This window comes from Amycolatopsis sp. CA-211722, assembly GCF_056828465.1.
On sequence record NZ_CP184752.1, the window covers coordinates 6299753 to 6322938 of the forward strand.

At 69.4% G+C, this 23186-nt stretch carries 26 protein-coding genes; 13 read left to right on the forward strand and 13 right to left on the reverse strand.

The genetic code is table 11. The annotated features are described in order from the left end of the window. Positions 1–16 precede the first annotated feature (16 nt). From ACOCEP_RS29725 to ACOCEP_RS29735, 3 genes are read right to left on the reverse strand one after another with little or no spacing between them, the layout of a single operon-like run. Entirely contained in the window at positions 17–1231 is a 1215-nt protein-coding gene (locus tag ACOCEP_RS29725; protein ID WP_482332383.1) for a metal-dependent hydrolase family protein, read from the reverse strand. Further along, on the reverse strand, positions 1228–1668 hold the full coding sequence (locus ACOCEP_RS29730) for a GAF domain-containing protein (protein WP_482332384.1): 441 nt from the start codon (positions 1666–1668) through the stop codon (positions 1228–1230). The genes ACOCEP_RS29725 and ACOCEP_RS29730 overlap by 4 nt, the downstream gene beginning before the upstream one ends. Continuing rightward, the gene (locus ACOCEP_RS29735) at positions 1665–3056 is read right to left on the reverse strand and encodes an MFS transporter (protein WP_482332386.1); all 1392 of its coding nucleotides are present in this window, start codon (positions 3054–3056) and stop codon (positions 1665–1667) included. Before ACOCEP_RS29735 ends, ACOCEP_RS29730 begins: the two co-directional genes overlap by 4 nt. 144 nt (positions 3057–3200) lie before the next feature. On the opposite strand from ACOCEP_RS29735, the gene ACOCEP_RS29740 reads away from it, so the two are divergent. From ACOCEP_RS29740 to ACOCEP_RS29760, 5 genes are all read left to right on the forward strand, one after another. Continuing rightward, entirely contained in the window at positions 3201–4127 is a 927-nt protein-coding gene (locus tag ACOCEP_RS29740; protein ID WP_482332387.1) for a MurR/RpiR family transcriptional regulator, read from the forward strand. 80 nt (positions 4128–4207) lie between these two features. Next, complete coding sequence (locus ACOCEP_RS29745; RefSeq protein WP_482332388.1) at positions 4208–4372, forward strand: hypothetical protein; 165 nt, start codon at positions 4208–4210, stop codon at positions 4370–4372. Between the two features lie 95 nt (positions 4373–4467). Then, entirely contained in the window at positions 4468–4773 is a 306-nt protein-coding gene (locus ACOCEP_RS29750) for a hypothetical protein (RefSeq protein ID WP_482332389.1), read from the forward strand. After that, the gene (locus ACOCEP_RS29755; RefSeq protein ID WP_482332391.1) at positions 4766–5872 is read left to right on the forward strand and encodes a VanZ family protein; all 1107 of its coding nucleotides are present in this window, start codon (positions 4766–4768) and stop codon (positions 5870–5872) included. The genes ACOCEP_RS29750 and ACOCEP_RS29755 overlap by 8 nt, the downstream gene beginning before the upstream one ends. A gap of 255 nt (positions 5873–6127) precedes the next feature. Then, complete coding sequence (locus tag ACOCEP_RS29760) at positions 6128–6556, forward strand: hypothetical protein (RefSeq protein WP_482332392.1); 429 nt, start codon at positions 6128–6130, stop codon at positions 6554–6556. Here the strand turns inward: ACOCEP_RS29760 and ACOCEP_RS29765 are convergent. The 4 genes from ACOCEP_RS29765 to ACOCEP_RS29780 all read right to left on the reverse strand — a co-directional run bounded on the left by ACOCEP_RS29765 (position 6529) and on the right by ACOCEP_RS29780 (position 10293). After that, positions 6529–7623 carry a S1 family peptidase gene (locus ACOCEP_RS29765; RefSeq protein ID WP_482332393.1) on the reverse strand — a complete coding sequence of 365 codons (1095 nt, stop codon included), beginning with the start codon at positions 7621–7623 and terminating at the stop codon, positions 6529–6531. The genes ACOCEP_RS29760 and ACOCEP_RS29765 overlap by 28 nt on opposite strands. Positions 7624–7941: 318 nt before the next feature. Beyond that, on the reverse strand, positions 7942–8850 hold the full coding sequence (locus tag ACOCEP_RS29770) for a M56 family metallopeptidase (RefSeq protein WP_482332394.1): 909 nt from the start codon (positions 8848–8850) through the stop codon (positions 7942–7944). Further along, entirely contained in the window at positions 8847–9209 is a 363-nt protein-coding gene (locus ACOCEP_RS29775; RefSeq protein ID WP_465422089.1) for a BlaI/MecI/CopY family transcriptional regulator, read from the reverse strand. The genes ACOCEP_RS29770 and ACOCEP_RS29775 overlap by 4 nt, the downstream gene beginning before the upstream one ends. A 37-nt stretch (positions 9210–9246) precedes the next feature. Further along, a complete protein-coding gene (locus ACOCEP_RS29780; RefSeq protein WP_482332395.1) occupies positions 9247–10293 on the reverse strand; it encodes a C40 family peptidase in 1047 nt (348 codons plus the stop codon). A 526-nt stretch (positions 10294–10819) separates the two neighbouring features. On the opposite strand from ACOCEP_RS29780, the gene ACOCEP_RS29785 reads away from it, so the two are divergent. After that, on the forward strand, positions 10820–11869 hold the full coding sequence (locus ACOCEP_RS29785) for a PLP-dependent cysteine synthase family protein (protein ID WP_482332397.1): 1050 nt from the start codon (positions 10820–10822) through the stop codon (positions 11867–11869). Then, positions 11866–13098, forward strand: coding sequence for an MDR family MFS transporter (locus ACOCEP_RS29790; protein WP_482339845.1), 1233 nt, complete (start codon positions 11866–11868; stop codon positions 13096–13098). The genes ACOCEP_RS29785 and ACOCEP_RS29790 overlap by 4 nt, the downstream gene beginning before the upstream one ends. Here ACOCEP_RS29790 and ACOCEP_RS29795 read toward each other — a convergent pair. From ACOCEP_RS29795 to ACOCEP_RS29805, 3 genes are read right to left on the reverse strand one after another with little or no spacing between them, the layout of a single operon-like run. Further along, the gene (locus ACOCEP_RS29795) at positions 13077–13643 is read right to left on the reverse strand and encodes a vitamin K epoxide reductase family protein (RefSeq protein WP_482332398.1); all 567 of its coding nucleotides are present in this window, start codon (positions 13641–13643) and stop codon (positions 13077–13079) included. The genes ACOCEP_RS29790 and ACOCEP_RS29795 overlap by 22 nt on opposite strands. Continuing rightward, on the reverse strand, positions 13640–14308 hold the full coding sequence (locus ACOCEP_RS29800) for a DsbA family protein (RefSeq protein ID WP_482332399.1): 669 nt from the start codon (positions 14306–14308) through the stop codon (positions 13640–13642). Before ACOCEP_RS29800 ends, ACOCEP_RS29795 begins: the two co-directional genes overlap by 4 nt. A gap of 56 nt (positions 14309–14364) precedes the next feature. Continuing rightward, positions 14365–14757, reverse strand: coding sequence for a hypothetical protein (locus ACOCEP_RS29805; RefSeq protein WP_482332400.1), 393 nt, complete (start codon positions 14755–14757; stop codon positions 14365–14367). Between the two features lie 92 nt (positions 14758–14849). Here ACOCEP_RS29805 and ACOCEP_RS29810 point away from each other — a divergent pair, with 92 nt between their 5' ends. From ACOCEP_RS29810 to ACOCEP_RS29825, 4 genes are all read left to right on the forward strand, one after another. Then, entirely contained in the window at positions 14850–15203 is a 354-nt protein-coding gene (locus ACOCEP_RS29810; RefSeq protein WP_482332401.1) for a VOC family protein, read from the forward strand. A gap of 95 nt (positions 15204–15298) precedes the next feature. Then, positions 15299–16102, forward strand: coding sequence for an endonuclease/exonuclease/phosphatase family protein (locus ACOCEP_RS29815; protein ID WP_482332402.1), 804 nt, complete (start codon positions 15299–15301; stop codon positions 16100–16102). Next, complete coding sequence (locus ACOCEP_RS29820) at positions 16099–17247, forward strand: family 43 glycosylhydrolase (protein WP_482332404.1); 1149 nt, start codon at positions 16099–16101, stop codon at positions 17245–17247. The genes ACOCEP_RS29815 and ACOCEP_RS29820 overlap by 4 nt, the downstream gene beginning before the upstream one ends. A 148-nt stretch (positions 17248–17395) precedes the next feature. Further along, positions 17396–18217 (forward strand): S1 family peptidase, encoded by an 822-nt coding sequence (locus ACOCEP_RS29825; protein ID WP_482332405.1) that lies wholly within the window; start codon positions 17396–17398, stop codon positions 18215–18217. A gap of 56 nt (positions 18218–18273) precedes the next feature. Here ACOCEP_RS29825 and ACOCEP_RS29830 read toward each other — a convergent pair whose 3' ends face one another. The 3 genes from ACOCEP_RS29830 to ACOCEP_RS29840 form a co-directional block, all read right to left on the reverse strand. Next, entirely contained in the window at positions 18274–19251 is a 978-nt protein-coding gene (locus ACOCEP_RS29830; protein WP_482332406.1) for a hypothetical protein, read from the reverse strand. 115 nt (positions 19252–19366) lie between these two features. Next, positions 19367–20971, reverse strand: a complete 1605-nt coding sequence (locus tag ACOCEP_RS29835) for an FAD-binding oxidoreductase (protein WP_482332407.1) — start codon at positions 20969–20971, stop codon at positions 19367–19369. Between the two features lie 67 nt (positions 20972–21038). Then, positions 21039–21680 (reverse strand): DsbA family oxidoreductase, encoded by a 642-nt coding sequence (locus ACOCEP_RS29840; protein WP_482332408.1) that lies wholly within the window; start codon positions 21678–21680, stop codon positions 21039–21041. Between the two features lie 121 nt (positions 21681–21801). Here ACOCEP_RS29840 and ACOCEP_RS29845 point away from each other — a divergent pair, with 121 nt between their 5' ends. Further along, positions 21802–22266 (forward strand): MarR family winged helix-turn-helix transcriptional regulator, encoded by a 465-nt coding sequence (locus tag ACOCEP_RS29845; protein ID WP_482332409.1) that lies wholly within the window; start codon positions 21802–21804, stop codon positions 22264–22266. 110 nt (positions 22267–22376) lie between these two features. After that, the gene (locus ACOCEP_RS29850) at positions 22377–23162 is read left to right on the forward strand and encodes an oxidoreductase (protein WP_482332411.1); all 786 of its coding nucleotides are present in this window, start codon (positions 22377–22379) and stop codon (positions 23160–23162) included. The last annotated feature ends 24 nt before the right edge of the window (positions 23163–23186 follow it).

The window sequence follows — 23186 nt, forward strand, 5'->3', positions numbered from 1 at the left end:
CAGAGGACGAAACGCGTCAGGGGGAGACCACGGTCCCGCCCTGCACCACGTGCCGGAACTTCTCCGGCTCGGCCAGGACACCGATGTCCTCCAGCGGATCCCGGTCGACGACCACCAGGTCCGCGTGCGCGCCGGGCGCGAGCGTGCCGATCTCGCCGGTCAGGTTCAGCAGGTCGGCCGCCGTCGAGGTCGCGGAGCGGATCACCTCCAGCGCGGACTGGACCTCGCCGCGCAGCCGGAACTCGTGGTTCTGGTGCCGGTGCATCCCGCCGAGGAGATCGCTGCCATACACGATCTTCACGCCGCCCCTGGCGGCCTTTTCGAGGGCGGCCATGCCCGCGCCGAGCACCTCGTCGACCTTGCGCCAGCTGGATTCCGGCAGCCCGTGCTCGCGCCCTTCCTCCTTCAGCGCCCAGTACGTGACCAGGGTGGGCACGAGATACGCGTCGTGCCGCAGGAACAGTTCGACGCTGAGGTCGTCGATCAGGTTGCCGTGCTCGATCGACCGCACGCCCAGTTCCAGGGCGCGGTTCACCGCGCGGGCGGTGTAGGCGTGCGCGGCGACGTAGCGGTTGGCCGACTCCGCCTCCTCGACGATGGCGCGCAACTCCTCGGCGGAGTACTGCGTCGAGTCGATCCGGTCGGTGGGGGAGGCGACGCCGCCGGAGGCCATCACCTTGATGTGGTGCGCTCCCTTGCGCAGTTCGTCGCGCGCCGCCGCGCGGACCGCGTCCACCCCGTCGGCGACCCGGCCGAGGCCGGCGCAGCACGGGTGGTCTTCGCTGGTGTTGGCGCCCCTGGTCCGGCTGTCGCCGTGCCCGCCGGTCTGGCTCAGCGCGCGTCCGCAGAACAGCAGGCGTGGGCCGCGGAAGAGGCCCTCGGCCTGCGCGTCGGCGAGGCCGTAGTCGGCGCCGGAAGCGTCACGGACCGTCGTGAAGCCCCGGTCCAGCATGCGGCTCATGGTCCGGGCGCTGTGCGCCGCCACGTAGGACGGTGACGACGCGGGCAGCGACCCGAGATCCGCGGTCGACGCGGTGACGTGCACGTGGGCGTCGACGAGCCCCGGCAGCACGAACGCGCCGCGCAGGTCCTCGGTCCGCGCGTCGTCCGCGGTGAGCCCGTCGCCGACCTCGACGATCCGGCCGTCGGCGCACCGGAGGTCTCCCTCGGTGTACTCGCCGGTGACCGGGTCGAGCAGGCGGGCGTTTCGCAGCAGCAGCGATCCGTTCATCGGTTCTCCTCCAGGAGCTCGCGCAGGGCCGGGACCGCCAACGGTGCCAGGGATCGGGCCGTCGCGACGGACTCGTCGTCGTAGTTGCCCTCCGCGTCGAGGAGGTTGAGGACGCCGAGCGTGCGGCCGTCGTCCACGACCGGCACGTTGATCACCGCGCCGCAGCCGAGGCTGTCGATGAGCTCGTGGTCGGCGAAGATCTCCCGCACCGCCGCACGGTCCGGGCCGAAGTAGGGCTCCTGGCCGGTGATGCACCGCTCCAGCCACCCCGCGGCCACCTCGACGGTCTTCTCGCCGCCGACCGGGTACTCGACGGGGTGGCTGCTGTACACGCGCCGCAGGGCCCGCCGTTCGGGCACCCACGCCAGGACGGTGAACAGCCGTACGCCGATCGTGGCTCGGGTCTTGTCCTCCACAGTGGACAGCGACACGGTCACTTCGTCATCTCCTTCGCGGTCTTCACGGGCGCGCCGTGTTCGGTCAGTTCTTCGAGGGAGCGGCCGGCGGTGGACAGGCCGAACACGACCACGACCACCACCCCGGCCACCAGGACGGCGGTCGTCATGCCGAAGACACCGGCGAAGCCGAGGCTCGCCGCGGACAAGCCGATGATCGTCGGGGCGAGGATGCTGCCGACCCGGCCGAACGCGCTGGACAGCCCGGTGCCGCTCGCCCGGATCCAGGTCGGGAACACCTCGGGGGTGTAGGAGTACACACCGGCGTAGGTGCCGTTGAGGAAGAACGACAGCACCGCCCCGGCGAGGGTGATCGACCACGGCGCGTCCATCTGGCTCAGCCAGAACGCGCTCACCGCGGAGCCCGCGAGGTACAACGCGATGGTGTGCTTGCGGTCGAGCCGCTCCGACAGCCACGCGGCCGAGAAGTACCCGGGGATCTGCGCCAGGTAGATGATGATGGAGAACTCGAAACTCTTGGTCACCGTGATGCCGCGCTCGACGAGCAGCGTCGGGATCCAGGAGAAGAAGCCGTAGTAGGAGAACGTGATCACGAACCACACGGTCCAGATCACCGCGGTGCGGCGCGCCATCGCCGGGCTCCACAGGAACTTCAGCGCGCTGAGGAGATTGACCTTGGGGGTCTCCGTCGCGGGCTGGGCGTCGGCCGCCGCGACCGCGGGAAGTGGTTGCCCCGTCGCCTTTTCGACGTCCCGCTCCAGCTTCGAGACGATCTTTTCCGCCTCGGCGTGACGTCCGTTCGCGACCAGGAACCTCGGTGATTCCGGGAGCGACCGGCGCCACCACAGCAGCATGACGATCGGCAGCGCGGTGATCAGCTGCGCGACCCGCCAGCCCTCCGGCACGGTCGGGACGACGAACCGCCCGATCAGCGCGGCCATGACGAACCCGAACGAGAAGAACCCGGCCAGCGCGCCGACGAACCAGCCACGGCGTTTGGCGGGGACGAACTCCGACAGGAACGGCGCGATGATGGCGCTTTCGGCGCCCGCGCCGGCACCGGCCAGCACCCGCGCGCCGAGGAAGACCTCGTAGTTGGGGGAGAAGGCGGCGACCACCGAGAACACCGCGTAGAAGGCCAGCGCGTACATCATGACCTTCTTGCGGCCGATGCGGTCGCCCAGCAGCCCGGCGGCGATCGCGCCGAAGAGGAAGCCGAACGGCGTCGCCGAACCGATGAGTCCCAGCTGGCCGTTGTCGAGGCCCCAGGCGGCTTTCGCGCTCGGCAGCAGGAAGGCGACGACGGCGGAGTCCATCCCGTCGAAGGTGTAGCCGAGCCCGCCGATCAGCAGGAGTTTGTAATGGGGACGGCTCAGCGGGAGCCGGTCCAGTCGTGCCAGAAGCGTCATGGGGAACGCCTTCCGTGGTTCGGGCGACGAGGAGTCACGAGAGTGCGGACAACGTATACTGCGTTTCGTCAAAACTGCAATGGGTGTTGCAAGTGGTCCGCCGGGCACGATGCGTTACCGTGACGCCGTCGAGGGAGGGTGCGCGTGACAGGGACGGGAACCGACGACGGTTTCGAGGCGTGGCTTCGGGATCGCGCGCCGGAGCGCGGCCTGCGGCCGAAGGCGGCCGCGGTGCTCGAAGTGCTGGTCTCACAACCGCGCCGGGCGTCGTTCGGCTCGACGGCCGAGCTCGCCCAGCTCGCCGGGGTCAACGTCGCCACGGTCACCCGTACGGCGCAGGCACTGGGGTTCGCCGGCTGGCCGGCGCTGCAACAGGAGCTGCGGGCGCGGTACATGTCGTCGCTGAGCGCCCCGCAGGTGGCCGAGGAGCACCGGGATGTCGATTCGCCGGGTTCGGCGTCGCTGCGCCGCGACCTCGACAGCCTCGCTCTGCTGAATCGGCGGGTCACGGAGGACGAGATCCGGCAGGTCGCCGAAGCCGTCACGGGCGCGCGCCGCACGGTCGTGATCGCCGATGGCAGCTACGCCGCGGTCGGGATCGCGTTCGCGCACAACGCCCGGCTCGCCGGCTACGACGTCCACGCGATCACGGCCGGCGACGCCGAACTCGCGAACGCCACGGCGAAACTGACTTCCGAAGACGTGCTCATCGCGATCAGCTTCTGGCGGCTGTACGAGAGCACGGTGCTCGCCGCGAACGAGGCCAAGGCCAGGGGAGCGCGTGCCTTCGCCATCACGGACGCGGCCAGCCCCGCGCTGGCGGCCGCGGTCGAGCAGGTGCTGATGGTGCCCGCCGAGGGCGTGACCTTCTTCCCCTCGCTGACCGCGGGAATGAGCCTGGTGCAGGCGATCGTCGCGCAACTCGCCGCCGTCGACCCCGTCCGCACCGGCGAGTCCATCGAGGCGGCCGAGGCCATGTGGTCGCGGTTCGACCTGCTGCACCGCCGCCCGGGATCGGCCGATCGGACAGTGCCGAAAAGGCCGACCGGTCGAGGCGTCTCCGCCGGATGACCGATCCGCCACCCCCGGCCGGGAGGCGATCCTGGTTCCAGGCCGCCGGAACAGGCGGCACGGGGACCGAGGAGGACGGAATGACGATCATCGCGACCGTGGGCGCATACGCCGGGCTCGCTCTGCTGGCACTGATGGCGGCGACCCCGCTGCTGGTGGAACTCGACGAGCGTTTCCCGGTCACCCGCCGGGCGAAGGCGGCCGAACGGGAACGCCGGATGCCCGCCGGGCTCGCTTCGGCGTGACGCAGAGCACAGATTCGCGCGAGGCCTACCTCACGTGAGTGATTCAGGCTCCGCCAATTCGTAACTTTGTGTCGCGCTATGGAACGCTCTGTGACGTGACCGTGGATTTCTGCACCAACGCCCAGCCCTCCGACACCTTCGCGGAGTTCCGGAGGAACGTCGACGAACTGACCCAGGCGTTCATCGACGCCTGCCGTCAGGGCCGTACGCCGGGCGACGCTTCTCTCGACCTGCTGCAGCGGGTCCATCGCGAAGACCGCAACTGGGTCGTCGTCCATCTGACCTTCGCCATCGCCGCGCTCGCGCATCAGCGCACCCTCGCCCCGGCCGACGCCATCACCCGCCCAGGTGGTGTGACAGGTGCGCCGGAGCGCGCGTTGTTAACTTCCGCGAGTGACTGATCCGACCATCTCCGCGGTCATCGCGGTGTTCGCGGGTTTCGTGCTCGCGGGCCTCCTGGCCGTCCCGTACATCGCCGCGAGTTACCGGCGCCGTGGGGAGCTCGGGCTCTGGCGGGTCCTGCTGGTGTTCGGGTTCCTGGTCTACGCCATGTCGCTGTGGACGTACACGTTGCTCCCCATTCCGGAGACGACCGCGTGCGCCGGGCACGCCTCCGGTCACCTGCAGCTGCGGCCGTTCCAGTTCGTCGCCGACATCCGCCGCGAACAGACCGGCGCGGGCCTGCGGGCGTTCCTGCGCAATCCGGCCGCCCAGCAGGCGGTGTTCAACCTCGCCTTGTTCGTGCCGCTGGGGATGTTCGTGCGGCACCTCTTCCGGCGCGGTTTCGCGGCCACCGTCGCGATCGGTTTCGCGGTCTCGCTGTTCATCGAAGGTACGCAGCTGACCGGGGTCTGGTTCCTGTTCGAATGTCCGTACCGGCTGGCCGACGTCGACGATCTGCTGACCAACACCCTCGGCGCCGCCATCGGTTTCGGCCTCGCTCCGTTGTTGCGGCTGCTGCCGGGGAACGAGCCGTCCGCGCCGCCGGGAACACCTCGGCCGGTCACCGCGCGCCGCCGTCTGCTCGGGATGGCCGTCGACGTCGTTTCGGTCGTCCTGCTCGGCACCACCGTCGGGATCGTGACGACCCTGCTCGCCGGCGAACCGAACACCGTGGTGACCGCGCTCATCGGTACTTTCCTGCCGGCCCTGCTCCTGTTGTTCGTCGTTCCCATCGCGGGCAACGGCGCCAGCTTCGGCCAGCGGGTCGTGTTGTTGCGTCCCGCCGGGCCGGATGGCGGGAAACCCGCCCCGTGGCGGATGGCCGTGCGGTTCCTGGCCGGCTCCGGCGGCTATTTCACGCTGCTCACCCTGGCGTCGGTGGCCAACAGCGGATTCGAACCGCTGGCGAACCTGTTGTTCTTCGCCAGCGGGATCCTCGCCTTCCGGCCCGAAGGTCACCAGGGTCTGTCCGGACTGATCGCCGGCCTGCGAATTGCCGACGCGCGGACCCCCGACGACCAGGCGGTGCCGAGCCCCTTGAGCGGCACGGACGCGTGATCAGAGACGTAACTCGCGTGACTAGGGACGTAACTCGCGTGATCAGAGCCGTAACTCGTTGTTCGGCCTCTGATCACGCGAGTTACGCCTCCAAGCACGCGAGTTACGTCTCTGATCACGCGAGTGCGGTCCCGGGTCACGCTTCGTCCGTCCACTCACGAGAACCGGTCTGGGAACGCCACCCGATCGGGTCGACCCTGCGGGACCCGCGCGTCATTCCGCCTGGCAGGACGCGCGGGCCGCAACACTCGCCCGGTGGACGTGGAGTCGATGGACGAAGTGGCCGACTGCCTGCTGTCGGTGGCCTGGAACATCTTCCCGTTGATGGGGAAACCTCCCGCGAGGCCGGGGAACCGGCCGGAGGAGATCCGGACCCTCCTCGTCGACGCCTGCCACGACGCCGGGATGCGAGCCCGTGAGCGGGCCGCGGAGCACGGCGCGGGAACCGAAGACGACCGCCGTCCCTTCCTGCGCCTGGCGGAGGTCGGAACGGACGCGAATCTGTTGCTGGGCATGGTTTCCGGCACGCTGGTGGCCGATCACGAGCGGGTCCGCCGCCGCTGGGCCGAGATCGAGACGCTGGCCGTGGAGGCGGTCGAACTCCTCGGCCTGATCAAGGGGCGGCCGGTGGGCCGGCCGCCCCTCACCGCGGGAGATCAGTCCTTTTCCAGCGTCAGGTCGTAGCGGTCGAGCACCTCCTTGACGGGCTGGAAGAACGTGGTGCCGCCCGAGTCGCAGTCACCGGAACCGCCCGAGGTCATGCCCTGCGCCTGCACGAGTTTCGTGCCGGAGCCCGACGACGGGCGGCTGACGAACGAGCCGCCGGAGTCGCCGGGTTCGGCGCACGCGTCGGTCTGGGTGAGGCCTCGTACGACGTTCCCGTTGCCGTAGTTCACCGTCTGGTCCAGCGCCTCGACCCGCCCGCAGTGCCAGTGGGTGGTGATCCCGGACCGGCAGATCCGGCCGCCGACGCCGACCACGTCGGCACCCTCGATCCGCACGTCGGACCCGTCCTCGTACCGGTCGACCCGGGGCGGGGTCGAGACGTCGGAGTGCGTCACCTTGACCGTCCCGTAGTCGTTGCCGGGGAAGGAGGACCTCGCGACCTTGCCGATCGTGCCACCGGTCCCGCGCACGGTGCCGCCGAGTTCGGTGCAGTGGCCGGCGGTGATCACGTAACGATCATCGTCGTCGTAGGCGTTGAACCCGACCGAACAAGCACCACCGTCGAAGTACAGGCCCTGCCCGCCGACCACGCTCCACAACGGACGCGGCGCGCTCTTCACGTGTTCCACCCGGACCGGGACCCCGGCGGAGGCGGCCCACGCCAGGCCGGCGGGATCGCCGCCCACCACGCTGACCACGACGTCGTTCGACGGCACGTCCACGTACCAGCCGGCGACCGACGCGGGCAGGCCCGTGGGTCTGTTGTCCAATGTGGACTGGATCCGGCTCAGTTCGGCGGCACTGTGCCGGAGTACCTTCGGGATCGCGCCCGCCGCGCGGATCCGGGAAGACCGGCTCGCGTCGGTGGTACCGACGACCAGTTCGCCGGTCGTGGTGTCCAGCCAGGAGCCGGCGAACGCGGCGCCGAGCGAGGTGCCGAGATTCTGCTGGGCGGCGGCCACCGCGGCGGGGCCCGCGGCTTCGGTCAGCACCGAGGGCGCTGCCGAGACAGGTGCCGCGAAGGCGGTGACGGCTGTAGCGGCGCCGATCAGGACGGTCAGGGTGCGCAGAGGACGTCGGATCACGAAAACCTCCATGGGGTGCACGGAATTCGGTGCGAGGTGAGTACGTTGATCGACGTTACGCACACGCGGCACCGGCCGAATGCCGCCATTTGAGTAGCGCTGGGAATTCGCCTTTCCGGCTCAATGAAATTGCGGGCCCTCACTCGTGTGAGTGGAGGCTGCGCGATTTACCGTCCCCGATTCGCCGACCGGCGAACGACGGTCAGCGACGTGCGTACGCCCGTTCGGGAAAAGGACTGGCATGACCGAAAACGGCGGATCACCTGATGGTGTCCGCGCTGAACCCGTTCGTCCGCATCGGTGACGAACGCGTTTCTTTCACCAGCAGGAAACGAGACCCGCCGTGAACATCAGGCCGACGGTGAGCACGGGCGCGGCGAACAACGCCAGCGCTCCGCCCATGATGGCCCGCACCCGTTCCGGGAATCGCGCCGGGCCGCTGGCGTGCCGGGCCAGCCAGCGCAACCGGAGCGCCGTGTCGCCGCCGCCGGCCGCGTGGATCGACAACAGCGCCGAACGCACGGTCTCCGGCCCGTACCCGGCCGCGGCCGCCCGGTCGGCGGCCAGTTCGACGAGCAGCCGGACCGCGCCGGGGAGTTCGCGCATCAGCGGGACGAACCGCAGCACGCGGCCGAGCGTTTCGGCGCATCCGGCCAGAAAGTGGTGCCTGCCGCGCAGATGAGCGCGTTCGTGGGCCAGCACCGCGTCGAGTTCGCGGGGGGAGAGCCTGCCCGCCAGGCCTTGGCTGGCGACGATCAGGCCGTCGCGGCCGCCGAGGCTGTAGGCGATCGGCCGGTCGTCGGGCAGCCACAGCGTCGGCCCCGGCCGGGCGCCCGACAACCGGAGCACGGCGAGATGGCGCCGGTGCAGGAGCGTGCTGCGTTTCCGGCGCCGGGCGGTGGTCACGGCGAGACGGGCCACCGCGATCGCCACGGCAGTGCCCGCGAGAGTGCCGGCGAGCGGATCGAGGCCGGGAAGACCGCTGTGCCCGACGGCGGCCCAGCACTCGTGAAGGATCCGGGTGATGGCCCCGGCGGGCCCATGATCCGGCAGGACGAGGAGCAGGACCGCGCCGAGGGTACCGACGAGGACGCCGAGCGCGGTCAGCAACCACCACGCGAGCGCGGTGCCGGGACTGATCCCGCCGGCGGTCAGCCTGCCGAGCAGCCGGGGTGAGTACCAGCCGATCACCACCACGCCGAGCAGGAGCACCGCCGCCAGGATCATCGCTTGCCGGGCTTCCGTCGCAGCGCCCGCCGCAGGATGTCCGACTCCTCTTCGGTGACCGAGCGCGCGAAATGCAGCAACACCGATTCCCGGTCGTCGGAGGCGTCGAGGATTTCCCGCAGGCTTTGCGCGGTGGCCTCCTCGCGGGTCGCCACGGCGCGGTAGCGGTACGCGCGATTCTCCATTTCGCGCTCGACCCATTCCTTGCGGTGCAGGTTGTCCAGCACCGTCATCACCGTGGTGTAGGCGAGGTCGCGATCCCGGTTGATCGCCTCGAGGACCTGGCGCACCCGCAAGGGTTCCGCCGCCTCCCAGAGCACGTCCATCACCGACGCTTCGAGCTCGCCCAGCCGTTGCATGACACCTCCGCCGGCCAGGATACTGTGCCGCTCCGGCTCAGCCGACGACGCGCCGCGCGCCCATCAGATGCCCGTCGCCCTTCACCGAACGGACGTCGACCAGCTGGCCTTCGGTGGGCGCGTCGACCATCTTGCCGCCGCCGACGTACATGCCGACGTGGTGGATGGCTCCGGGATTCCCGGTGCCGTCGTCGTAGAGGACGAGATCACCCGGGACGAGCGCGTCCAACGGGACGGCCTTTCCTGCGGTGTACTGCTGGCGGCTGGTGCGCGGGAGCGAGATCCCCGCCTGCCTGTACGCCCACGACGTCAGGCCCGAGCAGTCGAATTCGCTCGGCCCGGTGGCGCCCCATTCGTACTGCGAGCCCCGTTTGGACAGCGCCGCCTGCAACGCGTCGTTCGCGGCGCCGGGCGGGCCGAGGTACGAGCCCTTGTCCTGGACCTTGCCGAGTTTCGCCTTGTCGGCGGCGGGTAGCTGCCCGAGCGCCTGCCGCACCTTGGCGATCTGCTCGTCGAGGTCGTTCTTGCGCGTACGGACCTGGTCCAGCGCCAAGGTCGCGTCGTTGGCGGCGAGCTGGGCCATCTCCCGTGCGTCCTCCGCCGTCGTGCGCGCGGTCTGCGCCTTCGCGAGCGCATCACGCAGGCCGTTCAACGCCTTGGCCTTCTCCTCGGCGAGGACCGACAGGGCGGAGGACCGGTCGAGGAACTCCTGCCTGCTGCCGCTGTCGAGCAGCAGGACGGCGTTGCCGAGCCGCTCGCCGCTCATCGCGGACCGCGCGATCGCCTCGACCTGAGGCCGGAAGCGATCGATCGCCGACCGCGCTCGCGTGAGCTCGCCGTCGGCGCGGCCGACGGCGGCCGTCGCCTGGTCGCGTTCGCTTTCGCGGAGCTTCAACCGGTCCTGGGATTCCTGCAGATCCTCGTCCGCCTTGGCCGCCTGGGCGCCGAGTTCCTGGTAGCGCCGCATCGGATCCTGGCCGTCGGGTGCCGGCTGCGCGTTCGCGGGGAGCGTACCGAAGCCGAGGATCATGAGGGCGGCGGTGGCGGCGAGGGGATGCCGCAGTGAGCGCCGGTGTGGGGTCACGGGTGCCGAATCTCCTGTCGCACAGGGTCAACTATCGCGCTTAGTAGTACGGGTCCGGGTGTGAGCGCCCGGTGAAGTCCTACTAAGACGGCTAGTACTACGGCTCATGGGAGTCTTTGCTACGGTGGGAACCGTGAGTGTCTTCCCGGCTACTCTTCGTCGACTCGTCGCGGCTTTGCTGATGCTGGTCGTGGCGGGATCCGGCACCGTCGGCTGCCTGGACGACGGCCACGGCGAGGTCCTCGCCGTGGCGGCCGCTCACGACTCGTCATGTCCGCCGCGCGAGGGACACGTCCACGCCCGCCCGCTCGCCGCCGTCGCGGTCCGAAGCGAGGAAGTTCCGCCCGTCCCCCTCGTCCGGCCTCACTCGGTATCCGATGTTTCTCCTGTGACACAAGGGAAAACCCGGCTGCTCCCGATCGTCCGAAGCGGGCCCCGGCTGCTCGTCGAGCTGTGCGTTTCACGGACGTGACCGGCCTCGCGCCGTCCCGTCCTGTCCGCACAGCACAGAAAGACGACTCCCCCCATGAACGCAGTCCTGCCCCGGCACCGGGCACCTGCCGTCGGCAACACGCCCGTGCTCTGGATCGACGAACGTCTCACCGGCTCCGGCAAGGGTTTCTGGGCCAAATTGGAGGGTTTCAACCCCGGTGGCATGAAGGACCGCCCCGCGCTGCACATGGTGAAAACGGCCAAGGCGCGCGGTGAGCTCGCCGACGGAGCGATGATCGTCGAATCGACCAGCGGGACACTCGGGCTCGGCCTCGCGCTGGCCGGGATCGTCCACGGTCATCCGGTCACCCTGGTCACCGACCCCGGAATGGAGCCCATCGTCCGGCGGATGCTGACCGCGCACGGCACCCGCGTCGACCTCGTCACCGAGCCGCATCCGGTGGGCGGATGGCAGCAGGCGCGCCGGGACAGGGTCCAGCGGGTGCTGGGGGAACAGCCCGGCTCCTGGTGCCCTGACCAGTACCACAACCCGGACAACGTCGCCGCGTACGAGACCTTGGCCGACGAACTCGCCGCGCAGCTGGGCCGGATCGACGTGCTGGTGTGCTCGGTCGGCACCGGAGGGCATTCGGCCGGGACCTTCCGCGCGCTGCAACGGTACTTCCCGTGGTTGCGCCTGGTGGGCGTGGACACCGTCGGGTCGACGATCTTCGGGCAGCCTGCCACCTCGCGGCTGATGCGCGGGCTCGGGTCGAGCATCCATCCGCGCAACGTCGACTACGACGCGTTCGAGGAGGTCCACTGGGTCGCACCCGCGGAAGCGGTGTGGACCTGCCGCCGTCTCGCCGCCGCCCAGTACGCGACCGGTGGCTGGAGTGTCGGCGCGGTCGCGCTGGTGGCCGCCTGGCTGGCCCGCACGCACGACCCGGACGTCCGGATCGCGGCGATCTTCCCGGACGGTCCCCAGCGCTATTTCGACACCGTCTACAACGACGAGTACTGCGCGGGACACGGCCTCCTCGACGTCGTCCCGGAACGCGAGCCGGATCTCATCGCGCATCCCGGCGAGCGTGTGGTGGAACGCTGGACCCGGTGCCGCACGGTCGTGGACCCCGCGCGGTGACCGGGTTCGCCGAGCGGTTCCGCTCCTTCGACCGGCCCAGCAAGGTGTTGATGGTCAACCAGTTCACCATCAACGTCGGCTTCTACATGCTGATGCCTTACCTCGCCGGCTACCTGTCGGGGCCGTTGGGGCTGGCGGGCTGGGCGGTCGGCCTGGTGCTGGGGATCCGCAACTTCTCGCAGCAGGGCATGTTCCTGGTCGGTGGCACGCTCGCCGACCGGTTCGGCTACAAACCGCTCATCGTCGCCGGATGTGTGCTCCGGACCGCGGGATTCGCGCTGTTGAGCGTGACGTCGTCGGTGCCGTCGCTGATCGTCGCGTCTGCGGCGACCGGGTTCGCCGGGGCGCTGTTCAACCCGGCGGTCCGCGCCTATCTGGCGGTGGACGCGGGGGAGCGGCGGCTGGAGGCCTTCTCCGTGTTCAACGTGTTCTACCAGGGCGGGATCCTCGCCGGCCCGGTGATCGGGCTGGCGCTGACGGCCGTCGACTTCCGGCTGACCTGCCTGGCCGCCGCCGCGGTCTTCGGCGTCCTGACCGTGGTGCAGATCCGGGCGCTGCCCGCGCACGAAAGCGAAAGGGGCACGTCGTCGATCTGGTCGGACTGGCGGATCGTCGCGGCGAACCGGTCTTTTCTGCTCTTCGCGCTGGTCATGATCGGCTCGTACGTGCTGTCCTTCCAGACCTACCTCGCCCTGCCGATGGAGGCACGCCGGATCGCCGGATCGGAGACGTCGGCGACCGTGCTCATCGCCGGGCTGTTCGTGATCTCGGGCGGCCTCGCGATCGCCGGACAGCTCAAGATCACGGCCTGGTTCAAGGACCGGTGGCCGCCCGGCACGTGCCTCGCCGTCGGGATGCTGTTCATGGCCGTGGCTTTCGTCGCGCCGCTGACGGTCGCCCGGGCGGCGCCGGCCGCGGCCGGCGGCGGGCTGCTGCTGTCCGCCGCGCTGCTGGCCGTCGGCACGGTCGTCGTCTTCCCCTTCGAAATGGACACCGTCGTGCGGCTTTCGGGCGACCGGCTGGTCGCCACGCACTACGGCTTCTACAACACGATCGTCGGCGTCGGCATCCTCCTCGGCAACCTCTTCACCGGCACCGTCTTCGACCTCGCGCGCCGGGCGGGCTTCCCGGAATTCCCCTGGCTCGCCCTGACGGTGATCGGCGCCGTCTGCGCCTGGGGATTGCGCGCTCTCGACCGGAGCCGCCTTCAGCCGAGCGTCGTCCAGTAACTCCAGAAGGCCTGCAGGACCGCGACGGTGATGGCGGCGTACCAGACCACGAGGACCACGCTGTGGTACCGGATCACCGCCTTCACCTCGGGTCCTTTGTGGAGGTTGGACAGCGTCGTGTACCAGAAGACGGCGATGGTGACCGCCCAGACGACCATGCAGTACGGGCACAGCGCGCCGATGACGTACAGGCTCTGCAGCATCAGCCAGTGCACGAAGACGACACCGAGCGCCGAGCCGACCTGGAGGCCCAGCCAATACCAGCGAGGGAGCCGTGCTCCGCCGAGCAGGGCCGCGCCCGTGGTGACGACCACGCTGAACCCGGCGATCCCCAGCAGCGGATTGGGGAAGCCGAACAGCTCGGCCTGCGGCGTCTTCATGATCGACCCGCAGCTGAGCACCGGGTTGACGCTGCAGGTCGGGATGTAGGAGAAGTCCTTGAGGAGTGCGATCTTCTCGACGGTGAGCACGAACGAAGCCAGCAGGCCGAGCGCGCCGCCGATCAGCAGCACCCACGGTGTCACCCGGACGGCGAACGGCGTCATTTCGCGAGCTCCCGGTCGATGACGGCCTTGAGGCCCTGATAGGACGGTGACCCCGGGAACTTGACGCCGTTGACGAAGAACGTCGGCGTGCCCTCGACGCCGATGTTCGCGCCGTCGGTGCGGTCGGCCAGCACCCGCCCGAGCGTGACCGGGTCGTCCAGCGCGGTTTCGAAGGCCGGCAGGTCGAGGCCCAGTTCGCGCGCGAACCGGAGGAAGGTTTCGCGGTGGGAGACCTGCTGGTCGCCCCACTCCGGCTGCTTCTCGAACATCAAGCGGTACATCGGTTCGAGCTTGCCCTGTTTACCCGCCGCCTCGACGGCTCGCGCGGCGAGCTCGGCGTTCTGGTGACTCGGGATGGGGAAGTAGCGCATCACGAAGGTGACCCGGTCGCCGTACTCGGCGCGGAGACGCTCGACGCCGGGGTACGCGGCCCCGCACGCCTCGCATTCGAGGTCGAGGAACTCCACGACGGTCACCTTGCCGCCCGCCGGGGCGGAGAGCCGATGGCTGTCCGGCCGGACGAGGATCGACGCGGGCACCACCGGGGGTGCCTCCACCTGCGCGGTCGGCGTGTCCTCACCCAGATTGGTGACGACCAGCAACGCGGCCACTACCGCGACGACGACGGCCACGACCGTCAGGGAAACCTTGGTGTTCTTGCTCATTCTATTGTGTCCTTGGCTCGGTTCCGGGCAACTGAAAGCGGCATGGGCCTGCCGGATCAGGTGCGGGAAACGCAGAGCCGGACGAGCGGTGGTGTGGCCGTCGAACGCTTTGCCGGGGAGGACGGCGGTATCCCCGTCACACCGGGGCGATGACGCCGGACGAGCAGGACGAGCGCGGCCAGCAGTGCCATGCCGATCCCCGCGACGTCGTCGAGGTGACCGTCCGGAACGGGCTGTTCCGCAGGGCTCAGCCTGGGCCCCGCGGGTGCGCATTCGTCGGCGGGGTTCGTGGTGTGAGTGGCTTCGGCGGCGAACAGGGGAGCGCAGGGCGAGCCGGCCGCAGCCGCTCCGTCACTGCACAGGGCCCCCTGCAAGAGGGCGACGGCGGTGAGCACGGCCAGCATGGCGAAAAGCCGCGCGGTCGTCCTGATCGTCCGTCTCCCGGTCACGCGGAGCAGGGTAAAGGTGACCTTGTAAAGCCGAGGCGAACTCGGACAAACCGGCCTACAGTGGTCGGCGTTCCCGAGCGGAAGGACGCGCTGTGCCGAGGTTCAAGGATGTCTACGCCGTGCTGCCGGTCTCAGACCACGCCGCCGCGGTCGCCTGGTACGAACGGTGGATCGGGCGGCGGCCCGACACCGAACCCATGGAAGGTGTCGCGGAGTGGCGGATCGCGGGGAGCGCGGGCATCCAGGTCGCCCACGACCCGGAACCCGCGGGCAAGAGCACCGTGGTCATCGTCGTCGAAGACATCGACGAGACCGTCGGCGATCTCGCGGAGCGTGGCGTGGAATGCGGCCCGATCCAGGACTTCGGCTTCGTCAAGCTGACCGAGATCGTGGATCCGGCCGGCAACAAGGTCACCTTCGTCTGGGAGAACCCTTCGCCGGAGTAGTTCTTTCCGGAAGATGACGGGATCGCGTGGAGCGTTGCCCGTGCCGCGCCCCCGATGGTCCGATTCCCTCCGTCATCGACACTGGAGGGAATCCCATGAAGCATTCGAGGCGCAAGACCCTCGCGCTGGCGCTGCTGGTGCCGTTCGCGACGCTAGTCACGGCACCCGGCGCCGAGGCGGCGACCGAACGCACGATCAAGGTCGTCACCTACAACGTGGGCGACGCTGGCGGGCTCCGGGCCGATCTCGTCCGGCTCGCCGAGACCGAGCGCCCCGCCGTCATCGGGCTGCAGGAGGTCGCCGACCGCGAGGACGTGGTGAAGGAGGCCGCGGCCGCGACGGGCTACGTCGCCATCTACGAATCGGACCGCCGCGCCGTCAAGCACAACGCCCTCCTCGTCCGCGGCGACCTGACCGTCACCGGGCACGGCGCGCGGGAGATCTCGCCCGCGTCCAAAGTGGACCCGTCCACACCCGGCACCGGCCCCGCGGAGCCCGGTGACTGCGGCTGCTGGGTGCCGCCGAAGTACGTCAACTGGGTACGGGTGGGAGGCGCGGGCTTCGAGTGGGTCGTGGGCGTCGTGCACCTGACCCCGTCCGCGCAGCGGTTCGCCCTCAACCGTGAGCTGCACAACCTGCAGGTCCGCGAGACCGCCGAGTGGTTCTCCTCGCGCGCGGCCGAGCCGATCGTCATGGGTGACTTCAACGCCGAGCCGGGTTCGGATCTGATGACGGGCCTGCGGCGGGTGGCCGATTCCTACAGCGCTCCGAGCCATGGAACCAGGTCCATCGACCACGTGTGGGCGGAGAAGGACTCGACAGGGTCCGCGGTGGACGCCCTCGGCGGCTACGGGAGCGACCACCGTCCGGTGCGCGCCCGGGTGACGGTGACCCGATGATGCGACGCGCCCTGATCGCCTTCGTATGCGGCATCAGCCTGATGACCGGTGTGCCGGCCGCGACGGCCGAAACCGGGCCTCGCGACGAGTCGCTGGACTTCCGGTTCCCGGCGGCGGATCTGATGCGGGTGCCGGAGACGAACACCTACGTCGCCGTCGGCGCGAGCATCCCCGGCAGGAAACTGCCGTACACCAAGGTCGAGTTCAGCGGGGGAACGTTCCAGCGCCGGGGCGCCGTCGACGGCGACGCCTGGGACGGTGTCACATTCCCCGCGGGCTACTGGGCGAGACCGGACTCTCCACTGTGGACGCCAGCGCTGTTCGCGCGTCAGGAGGACGGCCGCGTCGTCTACTACGTCTTCTACAGCGCGGCTCTTCCCGGCCCCGAGCCCGCCGGCCAGGCGAAGCACTGCATCGGTTACGCCACCTCGCTGCGGGCCACGGGAGGCTTCGTCGCCAACGCGGATCCGCTGTTCTGCCCGGATCGCGGGTGGGCGATCGACGCCGACGTGAGCAGGGGACAGGGCGAGGTCTGGCTGACCCTGCGCAACGGTGCGTGGACACAGGACCGAGTCACCGCCCTGGGGGCGGCGAAACTGGAGTTCGACCGGCCTCGCCACGTGCGGCGGATAGCCGAAGCCGACGCGAAGAAGCTCATCGACAACGCGAATCTCGGGTGGACGCACCACAACAGCCCGGCCGACGACGTCCTCACGATCGAGAATCCCAACGCCGTCCGCATCGACGGTGACTGGTATCTCTTCTACTCGGGCAACAACTGGTACGCGAACCGCTACTCGACCGGCGTCGCCTACTGCGGTCCCGCGCTCACCGACAACCGGTGCGCCCCGATGTCCGGGCAGCGGGCGTACTTCTCCTACCGGCCGGACCCGGACGGCGAGCCGCGTTTCCGGCCCGGTCTGCCCGCCGAGTACCGCAAGAAGAACCTGCCCGGAAACAAACGGGGACCCGGCGCGTTCAACGCGTTCCCGGCGCCTGATGGTTCGTGGTGGGCTTCGTGGAACTACATCACCGACGCGAGCTTGCTCCCGCACGAGGATCCGTCTCCGGAACGACGGAGCCGGATCGGGAAACTCACGAAAACGGGGAGCGGGGCGACGGCCGAGTTCAGCGTGAGCTGGTGACGGCTTCGACGCCGCGAGGTAGGGAGAACCCCACCCCGCGGCGTCGAGCAGCCGCCACGACGAGTCGGCGGCTGGCCCGATGGCCAGGGACGAGGCGGGCCGAGATGCTGAATCCGACCGATTCGAAGCACTCGAACGAAGGAAAAGTATGACGAGAGCGGGTTCCGTGCGTGGCCGCCTGGTTCGCGCCGCCGGTGTCGCGCTGGTAGGTGCTGTCTGCGCGATCGCCCTTCCTGGCAGCGCCCATGCCGTGGTGAACGGGGAGAACTCCACCGAGCGCTACGAGTTCATGGCCTCGATCCCGGAGGTCGTGCCCGAGCTGAACAACGCCAAGGGGGTCTGCGGGGCCGTGCTGGTCCACCCGCGGTGGGTGGTGACCGCGGCGCATTGTGTCGACCCGGGACGCAATCCGGCCGTGCCGGAAGGGACGGTGCGCGTCGGCAGCGAGCACCGGACCTCCGGTGGCACCGTGCGCACGATCGATCGCTGGGTGCGCCACCCCGGCTACCAGCCGGGAGAGCCGAACAAGAACGACATCGCGCTGGTGCGCCTGGACCGCCCCGTCCCCGAACGGCCCATCCGCATCGCCGAGCGTCCCGGCCGCCCCGGCACGCCGACCCGCTTGCTGGGCTTCGGCACCACGGTCGACACCGCCGACATCACCAAAGTGGTGTTCCCCGAACGGCTCCAGCAGCTCGACACCCGCCGCGCGGCGGTGTCGGAGTGCTCACCCGGCTACGCGGACCGGACCCGGCTCTGCACGGTGAGCCCCAAACAGGGTGCGATGGCGTGCATGGGGGATTCGGGCGGGCCGCAGATCCAGCGCGGAAGAGGGGGCAAGTGGGAGCTGATCGGCGTCACCTCCGGCCCGGGTGACGACGACGTGCCGTGCGCCAACGGGCCAGGCCTCTACACCAGCGTGCCCGCTTACGACGACTGGATTCACCGCACCATCCACCGGAACCGCTGACGCTCCAGTGCTCCGGTGACGGGCGAGGGCGGCTACCCTCGCCCGTCACCGGCGTCTCATCGTGGTGCGAGTGCCTCCAAAGAGGACAGTGACGCCTTGTGCAGGTTCGAGATGATGTTCCTCGGCTTGTCCGCGGCCTTGCTGTAGTAGTGCGCGCCGGACTCGTACGCCAGGTAGACGTTGCTGCCGTACACCGTCAGCCCCTCGGACATGCTCGGCGCGCGGAAGCAGTGCTTCTTGGCCGTGTCCAGGTCCTTGTCGCCGGCGCCGCGCCGGACCACGTAGATGTTGCTGCGGTTGTTCCTGCCGTGGGAAGTGCTGTAGATGAACAGATCCTTGGTGACGATGAGGCCCTGCGTCTTCGTCGGCACCTCCCACGAGCCCGGCCGGTAGCCCAGCTTGCCGTCCGCGCCGACGGTGTACGAGTGCATCGATCCGCGCTTGGCGTCTTCGAACTTGCCCGCCCACAGCGTGTCGCTCGGGCCGTGGCTGGTGAGGAACGACGAGGCGTAGACGGTCTGCGCCTTTCCTTCCTGCTCGATGGGAAGCGACTTCTTGATCGCGTTCTTGAGCTTCGCCAGCGAGTACTTGCGGATCGTGTCACCCTTGCCGGACACGAACGCCCAGCCCTGCTTCTCGAAGACGGCGATCCCGCCGACGTGCGAGTACGCGAGCAGCGCCTGCCCGACCTGCTTGCCGGTCTTGGCGTCGATCCCGATGATGATCGCGCTGCGGTGGCCCGACTCGTACGAGGTGACCAGGATCAGGTCGTTCGAGCCGTCCCAGTTCGACCAGGTCGCCGTGCCCTGGGGGATGTTGGTCGCCAGCGCGGGGACGGGGTGACTCTTGCCGAACCGGTCGTCGTAGGCGTAGGAGGCCGATTCCCCATGGTAGAAGGGGCCGTCCTTGCCGCTGGACTTCGAGTCGCAGGTGATGGCCGCCGCCTCGGCGGAGGCGGTGCCCACCGTGGTGAGCCCGAACATCACCATGCTCGCCGCGGCAGTGATCGTCGCCTTCTTGAGTAGGGTCTTCATTCATCCCCTTGTAGTCGTTGTGCGTCCAGTTCTCAACTGGGACTCACCGGAAGCGACACCGGTTCCGGGGCGACGACCACTTCCGGTTTCGGGCTGACCAGGGGGCGCCCTTCCGTCACGACGGCGGCCGGATCGCCAGCGCGTGGTTGAACACGTCGCGGGGATCCCAGCGCGCTTTGACCCGCTGAAGCCGGGGGTAGTTTCCCTTGTAGTACAAGGTGGACCACGGGATCCCGGAGGTGTTGAAGGCCGGGTCGGCCAGGTCGTTGTCCGGATAGTTGATGTAGGCCCCGTCCTTCGGGTCGGGAACCCCGCCTGTCGCCTCGTACACGGTCCGGTAGAAATGCCGGACCCACGCGTCGTGGACCGCGTCCTTCGCCGGATCGTGCCAGGCCGCGATGTAGGTCAGCTTGATCACCGCGTCCCTGGTGGCGAAAGCGGTGGCGGCCGGGGCGACCGCGTTGATCCTGCCGCCGTAGCTCGCCAGGCCGACCGAACCGTTGAGCAGGCTGTCGTCGTGTGGCGCGCTGAGCAGGCGGTGGATCGCCCGCAGCTGGTCCGCGGTGAACCCGGCGCGCAGATAGCCGGACTTGGCGCGAAGGCGGAACGGTTTCGAGTCCGGGGACCCGGCCAGTGCCGTCGCCAGGTACGGCTTGCGCGCCCTGACGAGATTCGTCGGCGTGCCGACGCCTTCACTGAGCTGGGCGAGGTAGCCGTCGAGAAGCCGCTCGGCGTTCGGGCCGAAGGCCTGGCCCATGGTGAGGTGCCGTCCGTTGGCGCGGGTGTGCAGGATCAGCTCGCAGTACAGCTGGGTGCCCGGGGCGCCGGGTGCGCTGTTCGCCTCGACCCATCGGCTGTGATTGTCCGCAAGTCGGAGGAACGCCCGCTCGTCCATGCCCTCCCACGGCCACTCGCAGCTGAAGTCCAATGTGGACTCCGGGGCCTTCGGCAGCAGCCGGGTGGGATCCTGGCCGACGGCTCCCGGTGTCTTCAGCCAGTACTTGGTGACGATGCCGAAGTTGCCACCGCCGCCGCCGGTGTGTGCCCACCACAGGTCGTGGTGGGGGTCGTTCTCGTCGCGGGTCGCGACCACGGTGCGGACCTCGCCGGACCTGTCGACGACCACCACCTCGACCGCGTCGAGGTGGTCGACGGTGAGCCCGTGGATGCGGGAAAGCACGCCGTAGCCCCCGCCGCAGATGTGCCCGCCGACACCGACCCGGGGACACCAGCCGGCGGGGAGGGTCACGCCCCAGCCGAGGAACAGCCGCCGGTACACGTCCTCGCCGAGCAGCGCTCCGCCCTCGACCGCGAAGGCGCCGCGGTGGCGGTCGAAATAGACCTGGCGCATCCCGGACAGATCGATGATCACGCGGACCCCGGGATTGTCCACGAAATCCGACAGGCAGTGCCCGCCACCGCGCACCGCCACCTGCTTTCCCGCCCGGACCGCGTCCCGGAGTGCCTTTTCGACCTGGGCGGTCGAGCCCACCACGCAGACATGGTCCGGGCTCGCGACATGGCGTTTGTGGCCGCGCTGGACCAGATCCTGGTAACGCGGATCGTCCGGGCCGACCACCACCGGTCCCAGCGGGGGTACACAGTCACCCCCGGATTCGGCCGCCACCGCCGAGGGTGCGGCGATCCCTTGGGCGGTGGCCAATCCGGCCGCCGCCAACCCGGCTCTCCGCAGTATCGTCCTCCGACTCGATCCTGACATCCGTCCATCCTCCCCAGAAATGTTCTGATGCGGTTTCGGTCACTCCGGCAGCCGGGAGTGACGGCCCCTACGTCGTCGACCGCTCGCGAGCCTCGCGGAGAACGCTGACGAAGACGTCGACGGACTCCGCGCCCGAGACGCCCAGAGCGCGGTCGAAGACGAAGAACGGCGCGCCTCCCGCGCCCAGCCGCCGTGCCTCGCGGGCGTCCTCCCGTACCGCCTCCGCGTAGTCGTCCCCGGCGAGCACCCGGCGGGTCTCCTCGGCGGGCAGGCCGATCTCGGTGGCGAGGCGGACGAGCGTCTCGATGTCGTCGAGTACCTCACCGTCCACGAGCAGGGCGTGGAGCAGCCGCTCGTGTGCGCGGCCGCCGAGACCACGCTCTCCGGCGAACTGGGCGACACGGTGGGCGTCGAAGGTGTTGCACATGAAGGCGCTCTCGAAGTCGTACTTCAGGCCCTCGGTCGCCGCGGGGGCGTCGACCCTGCCGACCATGGATCGCACGTCGGACAGCGAGCCGCCGGTCTGCTCCATGAGGGCTTCGTAGAGCGGTCTGGCGGCACCTCGGGGGTAGTGCGGGGCGAGCTGGAAACTGCGCCACACGACCTCGACCTCGTCGCCGTGCTCGAACCGGTCGATCGCTTTGTCCAGCCGGCGTTTGCCCAGGTAGCACCAAGGACAACCGACATCGGACCATACTTCGACGCGCACGCTGGGCCTCCCGGCCGCGAGAACGAAACTCTCGCATTGATCTGTTAACGAGATTGTCTTCGTTCTAGATTATCTGACGATCCCGGCGGTGCGCTAGTATGGCCGGGTGACAGGTTCGACGATGAGTACGCTCCCGGTGGGGCTGGAAGACAACCTCGGCTGGCTGCTCGCGCAGGTGTGCCGGGCGCACGGATCCGTGCTGGAGCGAGCTGTTTCGGGTATCCCACACGGGCTTCGCGGCTTCCAGGCGTTGTGCGGCGCGGTGCACGAGAGTGCCAGGAACCAGGCACAGCTGGGCAGGCAGCTGGACATCGACCGCACGGTGATGGTGTACCTGATCGACGACCTGGTGGCGGCGGGCCTGGTGGAACGCGAGGTCGATCCGGCCGACCGGCGGAACAAGCTGATCCGTGGCACCGAGGCCGGCCGTGTCCGGCTGGAGGAGACCCGTGCCGCGATCATGGCGGCGGAGGCCGCGGTGCTGGCCCCGCTCGCTCCGGAGGACCAGGAGCGGTTCCGGGAGATGCTGCGCACGGTGGTCGCGCACAATCTGCTGGCCGCCGACGCGGCGGAAAATGACGGCTGAACGGTGAATTTCAGGTGACGAAACCGCGCCTGAGATATCTTTCGGCATTGTTTCCGTCGGTGCGCGGAATTTCTTGACACGGTCGCCGGTGCGGCTGAATCATCGGTGGTATGTCGAATAATCCTCCTGTTCCCCTGTCCGATGAATTCGCCGGAAAACGAGCCGTCGTCACGGGTGGTACCCGGGGTATCGGTGCCGCCATAGTCAGCCGTCTCGCTGGGGCGGGCGCCAAGGTCGTCACCTCGGCGCGTGCCGAGGCATCCGATATGCCCCAAGGGGTTCACCTGGTCATGGCCGACGTCGGAACCCGCGAAGGCGTCGCCGAGCTCGCCACCGCGGCACTCGATCTGCTGGGCGGCGCCGATATCCTGGTGAACAATGTCGGTGAGTCCAGTATCTATCCGGACGGGCCGCTGAGCATTCCGGACGAGGAATGGGTGCGGTGCCTCGATGTCAATTTCCTTTCCGCGGTCCGGATGGATCGGGCATTGCTTCCGGCGCTGACCGAGGCGCGCGGTTCGATCGTCGAGATATCCGCGCTCGCGGTCCGGGCGCCGCAGCCGGTGATGCTCGATTTCGCCGCGTCGAAGGCCGCGCTGTCGGCTTACGCGAAGGGGCTTTCGCACGCTGTCGGGCCGCAGGGGGTGCGGGTCAACACCATCCTGCCCGGCTTCATCGACACCCCGGCCGCCCGCAAACTGGCCCGGATCGTCGCGCGTGAGAACGGAACGGACTTCGACACCACGTACGCCGGCTTGGGCGGGCCCACCCCGCTGGGTGCGCCGGGCAAGCCGGAGGACGTCGCCGAAATGGTCGCGTTCCTCGTCTCCGAGCGCACCTCGTGGATCACCGGCGGGGTGTTCGTGGTCGACGGCGGAAGGCTGGACGCGCTGTGAGTGGTGCCCGGTGCGGCCCGCCAC